Origin of the sequence: Salinimonas chungwhensis DSM 16280 (assembly GCF_000378185.1) — a bacterium.
Lineage (GTDB): Bacteria > Pseudomonadota > Gammaproteobacteria > Enterobacterales > Alteromonadaceae > Alteromonas > Alteromonas chungwhensis.
Map to the genome: position 1 here is coordinate 158,137 of NZ_KB899378.1, position 13,953 is coordinate 172,089.

General features: G+C 47.8%; 14 protein-coding genes. 4 read left to right on the top strand and 10 right to left on the bottom strand.

Annotation, left to right across the window (positions count from 1 at the left end):
• Positions 1–149: 149 nt before the first annotated feature.
• The 4 genes from F458_RS0107565 to phoB form a co-directional block, all read right to left on the bottom strand.
• Positions 150–959: a prolyl hydroxylase family protein gene (locus F458_RS0107565; protein ID WP_018982798.1), complete on the bottom strand. Its 810-nt coding sequence runs from the start codon at positions 957–959 to the stop codon at positions 150–152.
• Positions 952–1,926 carry a PstS family phosphate ABC transporter substrate-binding protein gene (locus F458_RS0107570; RefSeq protein ID WP_018982799.1) on the bottom strand — a complete coding sequence of 325 codons (975 nt, stop codon included), beginning with the start codon at positions 1,924–1,926 and terminating at the stop codon, positions 952–954. The genes F458_RS0107565 and F458_RS0107570 overlap by 8 nt, the downstream gene beginning before the upstream one ends.
• The gene (phoR, locus tag F458_RS0107575) at positions 1,926–3,224 is read right to left on the bottom strand and encodes a phosphate regulon sensor histidine kinase PhoR (RefSeq protein WP_026294565.1); all 1,299 of its coding nucleotides are present in this window, start codon (positions 3,222–3,224) and stop codon (positions 1,926–1,928) included. The genes F458_RS0107570 and phoR overlap by 1 nt, the downstream gene beginning before the upstream one ends.
• 76 nt (positions 3,225–3,300) lie before the next feature.
• The gene (gene phoB / locus F458_RS0107580; RefSeq protein WP_018982801.1) at positions 3,301–3,987 is read right to left on the bottom strand and encodes a phosphate regulon transcriptional regulator PhoB; all 687 of its coding nucleotides are present in this window, start codon (positions 3,985–3,987) and stop codon (positions 3,301–3,303) included.
• Between the two features lie 200 nt (positions 3,988–4,187).
• Here phoB and F458_RS0107585 point away from each other — a divergent pair, with 200 nt between their 5' ends.
• Positions 4,188–5,918, top strand: coding sequence for a sensor histidine kinase (locus F458_RS0107585; protein ID WP_018982802.1), 1,731 nt, complete (start codon positions 4,188–4,190; stop codon positions 5,916–5,918).
• A gap of 80 nt (positions 5,919–5,998) precedes the next feature.
• Positions 5,999–6,904: a recombination-associated protein RdgC gene (rdgC, locus tag F458_RS0107590; protein WP_018982803.1), complete on the top strand. Its 906-nt coding sequence runs from the start codon at positions 5,999–6,001 to the stop codon at positions 6,902–6,904.
• Positions 6,905–7,049: 145 nt separating this feature from the next.
• On the opposite strand, the gene F458_RS0107595 is transcribed toward rdgC, so the two are convergent.
• Positions 7,050–7,607, bottom strand: a complete 558-nt coding sequence (locus tag F458_RS0107595) for an XRE family transcriptional regulator (RefSeq protein WP_018982804.1) — start codon at positions 7,605–7,607, stop codon at positions 7,050–7,052.
• A 100-nt stretch (positions 7,608–7,707) separates the two neighbouring features.
• On the opposite strand from F458_RS0107595, the gene F458_RS0107600 reads away from it, so the two are divergent.
• A complete protein-coding gene (locus F458_RS0107600) occupies positions 7,708–8,892 on the top strand; it encodes a benzoate/H(+) symporter BenE family transporter (RefSeq protein WP_018982805.1) in 1,185 nt (394 codons plus the stop codon).
• On the opposite strand, the gene F458_RS0107605 is transcribed toward F458_RS0107600, so the two are convergent.
• On the bottom strand, positions 8,893–9,729 hold the full coding sequence (locus tag F458_RS0107605; protein ID WP_018982806.1) for an HDOD domain-containing protein: 837 nt from the start codon (positions 9,727–9,729) through the stop codon (positions 8,893–8,895).
• A gap of 280 nt (positions 9,730–10,009) precedes the next feature.
• Here F458_RS0107605 and F458_RS0107615 point away from each other — a divergent pair, with 280 nt between their 5' ends.
• Positions 10,010–11,731, top strand: a complete 1,722-nt coding sequence (locus tag F458_RS0107615) for a dipeptidyl-peptidase 3 family protein (RefSeq protein ID WP_018982808.1) — start codon at positions 10,010–10,012, stop codon at positions 11,729–11,731.
• Between the two features lie 41 nt (positions 11,732–11,772).
• Here F458_RS0107615 and F458_RS0107620 read toward each other — a convergent pair whose 3' ends face one another.
• Genes F458_RS0107620 through folB form a run of 4 tightly spaced genes read right to left on the bottom strand, consistent with a single transcriptional unit; the run spans position 11,773 to position 13,844 of the window.
• Complete coding sequence (locus tag F458_RS0107620; RefSeq protein ID WP_018982809.1) at positions 11,773–12,141, bottom strand: histidine triad nucleotide-binding protein; 369 nt, start codon at positions 12,139–12,141, stop codon at positions 11,773–11,775.
• A 48-nt stretch (positions 12,142–12,189) separates the two neighbouring features.
• On the bottom strand, positions 12,190–12,990 hold the full coding sequence (locus tag F458_RS0107625) for an undecaprenyl-diphosphate phosphatase (protein ID WP_018982810.1): 801 nt from the start codon (positions 12,988–12,990) through the stop codon (positions 12,190–12,192).
• Between the two features lie 3 nt (positions 12,991–12,993).
• Entirely contained in the window at positions 12,994–13,491 is a 498-nt protein-coding gene (gene folK, locus F458_RS0107630; RefSeq protein WP_018982811.1) for a 2-amino-4-hydroxy-6-hydroxymethyldihydropteridine diphosphokinase, read from the bottom strand.
• Complete coding sequence (gene folB / locus F458_RS0107635; protein WP_018982812.1) at positions 13,488–13,844, bottom strand: dihydroneopterin aldolase; 357 nt, start codon at positions 13,842–13,844, stop codon at positions 13,488–13,490. The genes folK and folB overlap by 4 nt, the downstream gene beginning before the upstream one ends.
• Positions 13,845–13,953 lie beyond the last annotated feature (109 nt).

Below are 13,953 nucleotides of genomic sequence, written 5' to 3' on the forward strand. Positions count from 1 at the left end.
GGAGAAGCCTACATGCGCTTGATGACATTTTTGTTACATTAGTTTTGGTGTAACAAAAGTTTTATATTTGGCAGTGAACTTTTTAGGAGGTGTATTTTTCTTTTTATAAATCAGTGCTTTAAGGTTTTTCAAATAAGATAGAAGAGACGTTAGCAGGGCGTTCTGAACCACTTGGTAATAACCGTTTTCTCGCCATTTATGACAGGATGCGCCTGATGAAGCGTGGCGGTATTCACATTCCCGTCCAGATCCAGATTGTTCCAAAACAGCGCCCGGCCCGGCTGCGGCGAAAAGCGCTTACCAATATGCAAAAATTCAGTATCCCCGCCTTCTTCAACGACATTGAGATACACCATGCAGGTCCAGGTGCGCTGACCTGACTCTGCAGCAAAACGTCTGTATTCAGAAGTGGCAGGCTCGAAATAATCGGTGTGCGCCTTAAACGCTTGCCCCGGGGCATAATGTTGGGCCTGAATCGGCTCACCCACCCCAAAATCCGGACCAAATAAACTCTGGATCCGTTTATCTGCCAAATCTGTTAAGGCCTGATCAACCTGGGACAGATCACAGGTGGAAGAGGTTCGAAATGACTGTGAAGTTCCTGAACTGACAGTTGAAATGTCTGACGGACGAAGATGTTGTTTGATTACAGAACATAGCTGCGCGCATTCATCCTGGCTAAACACCTCATCCATCTGATACAGCTGAAGTGTCGGGGTACTGAAACTGACCAGTGAACTCTGAGGATGCTGTATTACAGATGGTCGGGCCAGCGCCGAAAAATAGCGGCTGTCGTATGGGTAAGCAAAATCGTCCGGCAAGTTTCCGGCCAGCAAGGGGCGAATCAGCGAATCTGAAAAGCCTTCTTTTATAAGCGTGTGATGAAGTGTCGTCGCGGGCACGCCGCGTAAGAGGTTTTCAACGATCCAACGCTTCCAGTTACCAGGCAGTTTAGTCATATTGCGCCCCCCCGATTAACCTTCGCTGGCGCAGCAGTACATCGTCGCGAACCGGAAAATAGCCGTCTTTCTGAACCTGTTGCTGGCCTTGTTTGGATAGAATAAACCGTAGAAATTCTCGTTCTAACTTTGGTAAAGGCTCGCCGGGGGCTTTATTAATCACCAGATACAAAAAACGGGCGTAGGGGTATGTCTCGTCACGGACCGTGTCCAGGGTAAGCGGAATCAGAGTATCTGTTGAGCTGCCAATCGGCAGAGCACGCACGCCCGCTGTTTTATAGCCGTAGGCTGCGTATCCCATGCCATTGCGGCTGGTCGCCACAGACAGGACCACCGAAGCCGAGCCAGGCTGTTCGTTCACCGTCGCCCTGAAGTCACCGTCGCACAACGCCATCACTTTGAACAATCCATAGGTACCTGACACAGAGTTACGCCCAAACAAGCGTATCGGTGAATCGCTAATGCCGGTGTTGACCCCCAGTTGATGCCATTTTGTGATGGGCTCAGCCCCACCACAAAAGCGGGTATGTGAAAAAATAGCATCCACTTGCTGTAACGTAAGCCCATGCAATGGGTTTCTGCGTTCGACAAAGATCGCGATTGCATCCATCGCCACCCGCAACACCGTAGGAGGATAGCCATGCTCGCGCACAAACTCACGAATTTCGCTGGGTTTAAGTGCCCGGCTCATAGGCCCAAGCGTAGCGGTACCTTCAGTAAGAGCGGGCGGCGCGGTAGAGGACCCGGAGGCCTGTATCTGAAACTTTACCTGCGGATAGAGGGTTTTAAATTCCTGCGACCAGAAAGCCATCAAATTAGCCAGCGTGTCTGAACCCACTGACGTGATTTTGCCGGCGACGCCAGGCTGGCGGGTATATTCGGGCACGCGATCGGCTTTTGTTTCGCGTTCAGCAAATGCGTTGCCTGCTATGAGGCACAAGAAAATAATCGATAAAATGGCTCGCATTATGTCCCTGCTACTAACTCCTGGCTGAGCAAAAATGAAAACTCACTGCCCTCACCTACTTTGCTGGTGATCTCCAGCCTGGCGTTATGATGGGAAAGGACATGCTTGACGATTGATAAACCCAGCCCGGAACCACCGGTCTTGCGCGAGCGGGCTTTATCTACCCGGTAAAAGCGTTCGGTGAGCCGGGCCAGATGATTTTGCGCAATGCCTTCGCCATTATCCACGACTGCAAAGCGGGCGCCGTCATCCCGGGCCTGCCAGTAAACATCAATCTGGCCCCCCGCCGGGGTATAGTGAACGGCATTAAACACCAGGTTGGAGCAGGCACTGCGTAACTCTGTCTCCACGCCAAAAACTTTAAGTGCAGCATCCACATGAAAATTGATGGTATGTTGCTTTTCTTTATTCAGGGCCTGAGCTTCCGCTTCCATTTGTTTAAACATCGCTGGCATATTGACGACATTTTCATAAATACGTTCTGAGCTGGCCTCAATGCGGGAGAGGACTAGCAGATCTTCTACCAAATTTTGCATACGCTGCGTCTGCGCACTCATTTCATTAATTGCTTTAGCCTGAAACGGATCTTCCATGGCATCTACAGGCAACAGTTCAAGATACCCCTGCAGCACCGTCAGTGGCGTACGCAATTCATGGGAGACATTCGCCACAAAATCTTTTCGCATTTCTTCCAGTTGTGAAACCCGGGTGATATCCCGTGCGATAAGTAACAAGTGCGCGTCGCCGTAAGGCATAATCCGGTATTCGAAGGTTTTACCGGGATTAGTCGGCGCCGGAACCTCAATGGGGTGATCAAAGTTCCCGGCATGAAAATAGGCGATAAATTCAGGATGTCGAATAAGATTATCAAGCCGGCGACCTGCATCGGCCGGCCATTTGAGGCCTAAATCCAGCCGCGCCAGGCGGTTGCACCAGATGATATTGGCCTTAGCATCCACCACCACAGCGGCGTCGGGCAATGCTTCAGAGCCTTCCCGAAATCGTTTAACCAGCTCACCTAACTCTTTACGTTTATTTCGGTTACGCCGCTGAAGATAATATATTCCCTCATAAATATGTTCCCACACTCCTTTGACGGTGGGCGGCGACATTTTTCGACTATGCCACAACCAGCGGTTGAGTTTTAACAACTGCCAGTAATTAAGTGCCAGCAGGGTTACTGCGCCTAATGTAATGGCGAACATCATATCGTCCAGATACCATCCCGCCACAGCAAATATCAGCAAATAGCCGAATAAGCGAAGCAGGCTTTTCATCCAGGAAAAGGGATAGTACATAGTGGCGAATTTGACCTTGGGTTTTAAATTGGCGTGGTATCAGGCACAGTTTAGAGAACTGTGCCTGTAAGAAAAGCTATTTTGTTGAAAAGCGATATCCTGCGCCACGTACGGTTTGAATCATCGCATCATGATTCTCTGCGGCAATGGCCTTGCGCAGCCGGCGGATATGCACGTCAACCGTGCGATCCTCTACATACACATTGGTGCCCCATACGTTGTCCAGCAACTGCTCTCTTGAGTAAACCCGCTCTGGGTGGGTCATGAAAAAGTGCAGTAACTTGAATTCAGTCGGCCCCATGTCCAGCGCTTTATCATTAACTGACACGCGATGCGACGTAGGCTCAAGCTTCAGGCCGTTAAACTCAATGGGCTCTTCGTTGGAGGTAGGCGTAACCCGACGCATCACAGCCTTGATTCGTGCCACCAGCTCTTTAGGTGAAAACGGCTTAGTAATATAGTCATCCGCGCCGGCATCCAGCCCGCGGATTTTATCATCCTCTTCGCCCCGGGCGGTCAGCATTATCACCGGAATGTCCCGGGTAAATTCATGCTGCTTTAAATGTTTGGCCAGTTGTACACCGCTGCCGCCGGGTAGCATCCAGTCGAGCAAAATAAGGTCTGGATATGGCTCACACATTTTGTCCTTTGCGATATCATAATCTTCCGCTTCAATGGTATCGAAACCTGACTGCTCAAGCACAAACTTAAGCATCTCACGGATTGGCGCTTCGTCCTCAACCAATAACACTGTTCGAGACATAGAGGTTTTCCTGCTCATAATTAAACGCCGCCATTATTCATCGTATCTGTGACAGTTTTATTAAATGGGTTACACTTATATGTCAAGTTTTTGAGCAAACTTAGGTAATTGCGCCTTTTGATTAATGTGCTTGTTAAAACCCGTATTTGTGCATATTCTGGGCGTATTATGGATAAATCAGATTTAGGTATGGGTTTCACATGACCCCGGTGAAAAGCGGCTTGTCTAAAAAACTGCTGACTCGCGTGCTGTCGGTTTATTTTATATTGACCTTCATCGTAACCGCAGGCCAGATTTTTACCGAGTACCTGAGTACTAAACAAAATATAGAAAGTGAATTAAAAACCCTCAAAAACACCTTTTCCACCAGTCTTACCCGTGCCATCTGGGAATTAAATACGCCTCAGGCGTTATCTATCGCCAAAGGGTTGATGGAGCTGCCTATTGTTGAAGGTGTTCAGATTCGGGACGAAACCGGTGAATACATTGCGGATTTGGGTAATACAAAGGAACAGTCGCGACAACCTGTAAACAGTGGCATCATGCGTGACCATCCAGGCGGCGTTTTTGGTTATAGCTTTCCGCTTATCTTTGAATTTTCTGGCCGCGCATCCCATGTCGGTGACGTTACCCTTTATTCCAGCTTTGATATTATTTTCAGTCGTATTGAAGTGGGTGTGTTTTTCCTGATTGGTAATGCCATCGTTAAAACTACCTTTCTGGTGTTTCTTTTCATGACCGCGTTTCAGCGCCTGCTTTCGGACCCCCTTACCAGTATTACCAAACAGATGAGCGCCTTTGATCCCGACCACCCCAAAGACTCAAAAATCGCTGTGTTTATTGAAGATGAAAATGAACTGCGCCATTTGCAGAATTGTTATAATCAGGTAATTGACGATTTAATTGTGTCGCAGGACAGGTTGCAGGGGACGCAGCAAAAACTCGAACGCAGCTACCAGCAAATTGATGAGCAGAACCTCTTGCTTGAACAGGAAGTTGCGAAAAAAACCGCGTCATTGTCTCAAATCATGCTGGATTTGGAGCAGCAGAAAGATGAATTAATTGCCAATCAGCGAGAGTTACGGGCTGAAATTGAAAATCGTCAGCGAGTAGAGGACGAACTACGAAAGCGCAACGCCGAACTGGCCAGCTCCATGGAAACACTGAACCAGGCTAAAGATCAGTTGCTTGAATCAGAGCGAATGGCAACACTGGGCGGATTGGTGGCTGGGATTACCCACGATGTAAATACGCCTATCGGGGTAAGTATTACTGCGGCCAGTTTTCTGGAAGACAGACTCGAGAAACTGGAAAAAGGCTTTGAAGAGAAAACGCTGACTGCCGGGCAGATGCATAACTTTCTGGATGAGTCTCATCAAACCACAACGTTGTTAATGAAAAATCTGCAGCGTGCCTGTGAGCTTATCGCATCATTTAAACAAGTCTCGGTGGATCAGACCAGCAACGCCGAACGTAAATTTAACTTGGGCGAGTATATTGACGAAGTCATGCAATCACTTAAGCCCAGCTTCAAGCATACCACCCACAAATTTCATATTGAATGTCCGGAGGGGTTGTATATTCGTTGTGCACCAGGCGTTATCGCGCAGATTATTACTAATATGGTCATGAATTCGCTGCTGCATGGATTTGAAGATAAACATAATGGTCGTATCGTCCTCACCGTGTCTTTGGACGAAGATGAAGTAGTCATGGATTACACGGACAATGGTAAGGGGCTTACGGACGATCAACTGGATAAACTTTTTGATGCCTTTTTCACTACCCGCCAGGGCCGGGGCGGCTCTGGCCTGGGCACGCACATTATGTACAATCTGGTGACTCAGGCACTGAATGGTAGCATAACTCCCTTCAGTACACCTGGAAAAGGACTACGTTACCATATCCGCTTTCCTCGACAGCGGGCCTGAAATTTACACTTAAGGCCGTTGCGCGAAGGGGAGCCGGTTGATACGCTTGCCGCCCGTAATTTTCAAAGTAGCGTGTGGTAATGTGGTTTAAAAATATAAAAGCCTATCAAATAACCCAACCGTTATCGTTAGATGACGACGATTTGCAAAATGCATTGCGCGAATTCGCGTTTCGTCCCTGTGGTAGCCAGGATCTGGCCACCAGTGGTTTTGTTTCACCGTTTTCACAGGTGGGACAGGATACGATGATGTTTCACAAAGTACAGGAACGGTACTGGATCACCATAAAAAAACAGGAACGTATTCTTCCCTCGACAGTTGTTAACGCTGAACTGGCTGAAAAAGTAGCCAAGATTGAAGCGGAAACCGGTTCGCCGGTGGGGAAAAAAGCGCAGGCTGATCTTAAGCAGGAGATCATCACTCAGCTGATGCCCCGGGCCTTTACAAAAAACAGCTACACCCATGGATTTATATCGCTTCCTGATAGCCTGGTAGTTATCGATAGCTCTTCAGATGGGAAAGCCGAAGGGTTTTTGGCTATGGTTCGTAAAGCCATTACCTCGTTACCCGTCGTACCGCTGGCCCGTCATAGCCTGCAGTCTGAATTAACCCATTGGCTAACGGACGGTGCGCCGGACAATATTGAACTATTGGAAGAAGCAGAACTTAAGTCTACCGATGACTTAGAAAGCGTTATCCGATGCAAAAACCAGCCGCTGGACAGTGAGGAAATTCAGCTCCACCTGGACTCTGGCAAGCTGGTGCAAAAAATTGGCTTTGCGTGGCAGGATTCTCTGACTGCATTAATCGCCGAGGATGGCTCTTTCAAACGAATTAAGTTCACCGATCGGATTAAAGAGGAAATGGAAGATATTCCAAAAGATCAGGCTCCTGCCCGACTGGATGCAGAGTTTACGCTAATGTCTTCGGAGCTTTGCGTATTTTTGGATGAAATGCGAAAAACCCTGAAACTGAACGAAGCGTAGCGTGTAAGCCGGCAAAAAAGCATGCTGACTGCTCGTCTTTTTTGCCGGTCCTATTTTATCACCCGGTTATGTCCACACTGCAACTCATTTATAACTCAACATATCGACAATGCTCCCCTCAAACCGGATGCTGTCAACAGCATTATTACGGATAGCAGATGATATCTATAAATGTAGTTTGGCCCGCCTCGTCACGATAACCGTGCTCCTTGTCTGCCTGCAAAATGCACTGCTTTCCTTCATCTATTTGCTGCCAGCTTTCTCCCTGCCACACGGACAGCGCTCCCTGTAACACGTGGATGTGCTCCAGTACACCGCTGGCATGGGCGGTAGATATCTGCTCATGTTGGTTGGTCAGCGTAATTTCAAATGCTTCCATTCGAGTCATAGGATTAAACGTAAATAAAGTGGCCACCTGCATATGCGGATCATGGCGAAATGTAGCGAGTTTCTGCTCGCTAAACGTATTAGCCACACTGTCTTCAGATGTGATAAATGAAGAGAACGAGCATTGCAGGCCGGTAGCTATTTTCCATAATGTTGCAATTGTTGGGCTTGACTCTTCGCGCTCGATCTGACCCAGCATGGCCTTGGAAACACCCGTAGCCTGAGCCGTTCTATCCAAAGACCAGCGTTTTTGTTGTCTCTGCTTTTTCAGCTGACAAGCTATTTGCCGGGTAATTTCAGTAGAATCTTTTTTCATCATCCCGCCCTTGTGCGTTATAACGCACGGTGATAAATTACTGCATGTGCGCTTTAACGCACAGTCTACCAGCTACGACCCTCGCGTAAAGGAGTGCACCATGACCAAAGCTCTTTCTGTATCCCATATTGCTGCCGGACTGACAGCTGTTGTTGTTGGCTATAGCAGTGCTGTAGTGCTGGTGATAGAAGCGGCCAGAGCTGCCGGCTCATCTGGCTCCATGGTTGTCAGTTGGCTGTTTGCCCTGGGGATTGGAATGGGCGTAAGCTGTATTGTTTTTTCACTTTGGTACAAAATGCCTGTGGTCACGGCCTGGTCCACCCCGGGGGCAGCATTTTTGATTAGTGCGGCAGCGGTTTTTCCGCTGGCTGAAGTCATTGGCGCATTTGTAATAGCAGGGGCACTGACTTTTTTATGTGCACTTAATCGTCCGCTGATGCGATTCATCACTGCAATCCCGTCGAATATCGCATCGGCACTTCTGGCCGGGATAGTACTGCCTATTTGTCTGAACGTGTTTGTTGATGTCAGTCAGGCCCCTCTTATCACCGCGCTGTTTGTAATCACTTATATTATTGCCGGTCAATTATTTCCGCGCTTCCTGATGATGTTACTGCTGGCACTGGGTGTGGCATGTAGTATTTGGGCGGGGAATCTCACGCAGCTGGACTGGCAGGCAGACCTTGCTTTACCAGTGTGGATCACCCCGGAGTTCTCTGTAACAGCATGTATTAGTCTGGCTCTCCCGTTGTTTGTGATCACTATGCTCTCACAGAATGTTCCTGGTATGGCAATTCTGAAAAGCTACGACTACCAACCTGATCACAGAACGGTTTTAGCGGGTCTGGGCGCGTTGCAGATGGGGCTTGGGCCCATGGGCGGATTTACATTTAATTATGCAGCGATTACTGCAGCGATTTGTATGGGTGAGGATGCAGGCCGCCAACGCGAGTATCGATATCTGGCTGCAGTGATCGCCGGCATCGCTTATATTCTGTTAGGACTGGCGGCGGGTCTTGTGGTGACCTTATTTACCCATATGCCCGACGTGGTGATCCATCTGTTAGCTGGCCTGGCACTGCTGGGTACCCTGCAAAGTGCACTGCTTAACAGCATGGTGCAGGAGCGCTATCGAAAGGCAGCGCTTATGACCCTGGTTTGCACAGCATCCGGCATGAGCTTGTTTCAGCTGGGTGCGCCAGTATGGGGGCTGGGGCTGGGGCTGACAATGGTCGCGCTGGAAAAACGCCGCAGCCTTTCAGCACATACGGCGCCGCTACGTTAATCAGGCAAATATCTGCCTGGCATTATCGCGTAACTCTGTAAATTCATCGGTCTTTACGTCTTCCAGGCTGGTTAGCGCGCCCCGTTCTACCGCTCGGGTCAGCACGACCTCTTTTTGCTCGTCCATACGTCCGGCCAGAGCAGCACCTACCCGAACAAAATCTAGGTAACCCAGTGTTTTAGGTACCATCGCGATATTTCTCCAGTGTTCAGCTGAATTAACAAAGCTATTACCAAAGCCCCACTCACGCATAATACTGCCGCCAATCGGGCCGGAAACTTTTTGAATAGCCTCGTCCAGAAAGGTTGGGTTCGCGAATACATCTTCGTTGCGTTCGGCTTCGGTCAAAATCGGTAAAACACCAATATTATGCACCAGCGCTGTGAGCGTCATAGTATCTACGCTGATTTCCCGTTTATTCGACTTATTCGCATAAATCTGCAACGCGGCCAGTGCATTAGCAACCACTTCGATAGTATCTGTCCACTCCTTTTTCAGGTATTCACCTACTAAGGTATTTTTTGATACGAACAACTGCTCCATCGCCAGTGCAGTAGCAACATTTTTGATTTGTTGTAAACCAATTCTGGTAACCGCCTGGCTGACTGAATTTACTTTGACGGTACGTCCTAAATAAGCACTGTTGGCAATTTTTATGATTCTTGCCGCTAACGATGGATCTTTACTGATAACCTCGCCCATCCGGCCAAGATTGATATTCGGGTCATCAGCAGCCCGGCGGACCTGTAGAGCGATAGCCGGTAGCGTGGGTAAGACCAGGGTATCGTTATTGACTTTTTCCACCAGTATCGAAAGTAATGCATTTTCTGTAGACATACATCGTCCTTATTACGGCATGATAATTTTTATTTTCAAAATATGGGGAAACGAAAGCTGCTTATTAGTTTCAACATGGCATGCACCCTTCCCTTCAAAATTAATATAGCAGTCAATATCATACTGCGCACATGTGCAAATAGAGTCCAGCGTATCAGATACTATAGCCTTGCCCGGCAACAATGGTTATGCTTGGTAACATTACCCGGCTGGCAGATTGCTGGCGGCTAAGTAACAATTACAGGGCCTCTGTTTGCCCAATATAAAATAACGAATAGAAATGAGAATCATGGCTAACATTCAATTAAAAAAAACCGCACTTGCGCTGGCGGCTTCAACATTGCTTGCTGCCGGGTGCAGCGATTCACCTGAACATACAGCGACAGCGCAAAGCGCCGAACAACAGCCTGTTACAACCACTGACAATAACAGTCAGCAAGAACAACAACTCACTATCGACAAAGAACGCCTGTTCATTTACCAGCCTGTGGCTTTGGATGCCGATCTTAGCCGATTGAGCGATAACCAAAAACAAATGGTGGCGAAATTAATTGATGCTGCAATAGTCATGGATGACCTGTTTTGGGAGCAGGCTTTTGGGAGTGAAAAATCAGCATTCTTAAACAGCCTGACCAATGAGGATATCGCCCATTTTGCACAAATTAATTATGGTCCGTGGGATAGACTGAACGGCGACGCGGCCTTTTTATCAACGTTTGACAGCAAACCTGAAGGGGCGCAGTTCTATCCTGAAGATATGACCAAAGAAGAGTTCGAACATGCCGAGTTTGAAGATAAAAAAGGCCTTTACTCTCTGGTCAGGCGCAATAATAACGGCGACCTCTATACAATCCCTTATTCTAAAGCTTACCAGGCACAGTTAACGGAGGCCTCACAATTATTGAAAGAGGCTGCCAAACTGGCTGACGACAAAGACTTTGCTAAATACCTCAGGCTGCGGGCAGAGGCGTTGCTGAGCAATGAATATCTTGATTCAGATATGGCCTGGATGGATATGAAGAGCAATCCGGTTGAACTAGTGATCGGGCCCATTGAAACCTATGAAGACCAGCTATTTGGTTATCGGGCAGCATTTGAAGCCTATGTGTTGTTGAAGGACAAAGACTGGAGCGAAAAACTATCGAAATATGCTCAGTTTCTACCAGAGCTTCAGCGCGGCTTACCTGTTCCTGATAAATATAAAGCTGAAATGCCCGGGTCAGACGCCGATTTAGGCGCCTATGACGTTATTTATTATGCTGGACACTCCAATGCTGGCAGCAAAACCATAGCCATCAATCTGCCCAATGATGAGCGTGTACAGCTGGAAAAAGGTACTCGCCGACTACAGCTGAAAAATGCCATGCAGGCAAAATTTGAGCATATCCTGATGCCGATATCCAAACAATTGATTGTTCCTTCACAACGTGAACACATCACTTTTGATGCTTTTTTTGCCAATACCATGTTTCATGAAGTTGCCCACGGTCTGGGCATAAAAAATACGCTGGATGGCAAAGGTACAGTGCGGTCGGCACTGAAAGAACATGCTTCGGCACTTGAAGAAGGCAAAGCGGACATTCTGGGGCTATATATGGTTCAAAGCCTGTTGGAAAAAGGTGAGATAACAGAGGGCGCGTTAGAGGACTACTATGTGACCTTTATGGCTGGAATTTTCCGCTCAGTGCGCTTTGGCGCTTCCAGTGCGCACGGTAAAGCTAACATGATCCGCTTTAATTATTTTGCCCAGGAAGGTGCATTCGAAAAAACCGAAGACGGCTTTTATCGGGTAAATATGGAAAAAATGCAGGATGCTGTAAAAACGCTGTCGCAAAAAATCCTTATTTTACAAGGCGACGGCGACTATCAGGGGGTGACTCAGCTGGTAGAAAAAATGGGCGTAATAAAACCTGAACTGGCCAGTGATTTGGCTAAACTGGAAAAAGCTGATATCCCGGTAGATATTCATTTTAACCAGGGCAAAGCGCAGCTTGGCCTGTAACTTATCTTCAGCGAGAAAAAGGGAGGCTTAGCCTCCCTTTTTTATTCTAAATTTTTGGGTTTGTCAGTGTATGGAGGCCAGCCTAATAGCTTTCCACCCATTACATGCAAATGAATGTGATAAACGCTCTGCCCACCAAATTCATTACAGTTCATCACCGTACGATAACCCTCATCAGCGATACCCAGCTCATCAGCCACCTTTGCCGCCACAACTGACAAGTGACCTACCAGTGCCTCATCTGCCTCGGTAATATCGTTAATGGTGGCGATGGCTTTTTTTGGGATTACCAGAAAGTGTACCGGAGCCTGGGGGTTAATATCTTTAAACGCCAGCGACTGTTCATCCTCGTACAGAATCTCCGCCTCGATATCGCGATTTATGATCTTAGTAAAAATAGTCTCAGACATGCTATATCCTTTTATTTTCAAATAGTGGCCTGACGTTTTATACGCATTTTACGCGAAGACAAACCACAGTAACACTGCACCCAGCACCAGCCTGTATATTACAAACGGCAGCATGCCGATACGGGAGATCCAGCTTAAAAACAGATAAATACACAGATAGGCACTGACAAACGAAAAGGCCGCGCCATACAACAGAGCGCCCCAGTCTACTGCTTCGCCAGACTGTACTAATTCCAGAACGGCCAGCGTACCAGCGCCAAGAATAACGGGTACAGATAGCAAAAACGAAAATCTGGCGGCACTTTCCCGATTGAACCCCAGCATTAGCGCTGCCGTCATGGTAATTCCTGAGCGGGAGGTGCCGGGAATCAATGCAATAGCCTGGGCCAGACCAATAATAATTGCCCCTTTCAGACCCATATTCGATAAGTCTCTGGTGTGGCGGGCAGCCCTGTCGGCGTACCACAGTAACAAGCCAAAGACGATGGTAGTACAGGCAATAACCAGTGCGCTGCGTGCGTTAACAGCAATCCAGTCTTTTAGCAAAAAGCCTGCGACCACCGCCGGAATGGTGGCCAGAATAACATACCAGGCAAGCTTGCTATCCTGGGTCTGATGTTTTGTAAACCCCCGGGTCAACCAGGCACCTGCCATACAATAAATATCGTTTCGAAAATAAATCATAACTGCGAGCAAGCTACCCACATGAACAGCAACATCAAATGCCAGCCCCTGATTCACCCACCCCAACAGTTCGGCAGGTAAAATCAAATGTGCAGAACTACTAATGGGCAAAAATTCAGTGATTCCCTGAATAATTGCCAACACAATAATTTCAAAAAGCGTCATTGCTTATACATCGCTCCAGTCAAAAGCTATTGGCCACAAAGGCTGGTTATTGTCTTCAAATGTTTGCCATAACACCCGATAGGTTGTTTGAACCTGTGGATGAATATCTTCTGGCACCAGTTCAGCCAGCGGCCGCAGCACAAAGGCATTGTAAAGAATTTCCTCTCTGGGCAGGGGTATCGGGTGCGCAGTCACTACGTCGTTAAAGGTCAAAAGATCCAGATCAAGAGTACGGGAACAAAACTTTTTTTCCGTGTGTGTCCTTCCATTCTCTTTTTCAATTTGCTTTAACCTGTCGTTGACTTGCGCCACATCCAGCCCTGTACAAGCACATACCACCAAATTGTAAAAGGTGGCCCCATCAAAGCCTACGGCTTCACTTTCGTAAACCGAAGAGCAAATCACATGGCTGAAATGTTGCTTTAGCGCCGCTACGCCCGCCCTGATATGCTCGGTCCTTTCAATGTTCGAGCCAACACTTATAAGAATTCTGTTTATCATTGATCACGCGCTGCTGAAATAGTCACCGTAACCGCTTTTGCGTCAGGCAGAATATTTGGTTTGGTAATGGCCAGGGAAATAGCGGCGATGGGAAATGCGCGAAGTACCGCATTACACAGAAAATGCCCCAGGGCTTCCAGCAGCTCAAACTGAGTAGAGGTAGCCTCGGATTGAATAAACTCAGCTAGCACAGCGTAGTCGATAGTATCGGCTACATCGTCACTGTGCCGGGCCCGAAGCAAGTCAGCCTGGATGGTCAGGTCAATCAGCAAATGTGTTTTTTGCTTTCGTTCCCAGTCATAAACGCCGATAAGCGCATCAACACCCAGTTCCTGAATATGTATCTGATCCATAAATTGCAGCCAATTTGGTTAGCTGGCGCACTATCGCTCAGTCGCTGACATGCGTATGTGACTGGCGCATTTACGCGCTTTTTAGTAGTGTGAAGCAAGTGTAACCTGA

Coding starts and splice junctions, on each gene's coding strand:
- F458_RS0107565 (WP_018982798.1), bottom strand. CDS start 959: ATGACTAAACTGCCTGGTAACTGGAAGCGTTGGATCGTTGAAAACCTC.
- F458_RS0107570 (WP_018982799.1), bottom strand. CDS start 1,926: ATGCGAGCCATTTTATCGATTATTTTCTTGTGCCTCATAGCAGGCAAC.
- phoR (WP_026294565.1), bottom strand. CDS start 3,224: ATGTACTATCCCTTTTCCTGGATGAAAAGCCTGCTTCGCTTATTCGGC.
- phoB (WP_018982801.1), bottom strand. CDS start 3,987: ATGTCTCGAACAGTGTTATTGGTTGAGGACGAAGCGCCAATCCGTGAG.
- F458_RS0107585 (WP_018982802.1), top strand. CDS start 4,188: ATGACCCCGGTGAAAAGCGGCTTGTCTAAAAAACTGCTGACTCGCGTG.
- rdgC (WP_018982803.1), top strand. CDS start 5,999: ATGTGGTTTAAAAATATAAAAGCCTATCAAATAACCCAACCGTTATCG.
- F458_RS0107595 (WP_018982804.1), bottom strand. CDS start 7,607: ATGAAAAAAGATTCTACTGAAATTACCCGGCAAATAGCTTGTCAGCTG.
- F458_RS0107600 (WP_018982805.1), top strand. CDS start 7,708: ATGACCAAAGCTCTTTCTGTATCCCATATTGCTGCCGGACTGACAGCT.
- F458_RS0107605 (WP_018982806.1), bottom strand. CDS start 9,729: ATGTCTACAGAAAATGCATTACTTTCGATACTGGTGGAAAAAGTCAAT.
- F458_RS0107615 (WP_018982808.1), top strand. CDS start 10,010: ATGAGAATCATGGCTAACATTCAATTAAAAAAAACCGCACTTGCGCTG.
- F458_RS0107620 (WP_018982809.1), bottom strand. CDS start 12,141: ATGTCTGAGACTATTTTTACTAAGATCATAAATCGCGATATCGAGGCG.
- F458_RS0107625 (WP_018982810.1), bottom strand. CDS start 12,990: ATGACGCTTTTTGAAATTATTGTGTTGGCAATTATTCAGGGAATCACT.
- folK (WP_018982811.1), bottom strand. CDS start 13,491: ATGATAAACAGAATTCTTATAAGTGTTGGCTCGAACATTGAAAGGACC.
- folB (WP_018982812.1), bottom strand. CDS start 13,844: ATGGATCAGATACATATTCAGGAACTGGGTGTTGATGCGCTTATCGGC.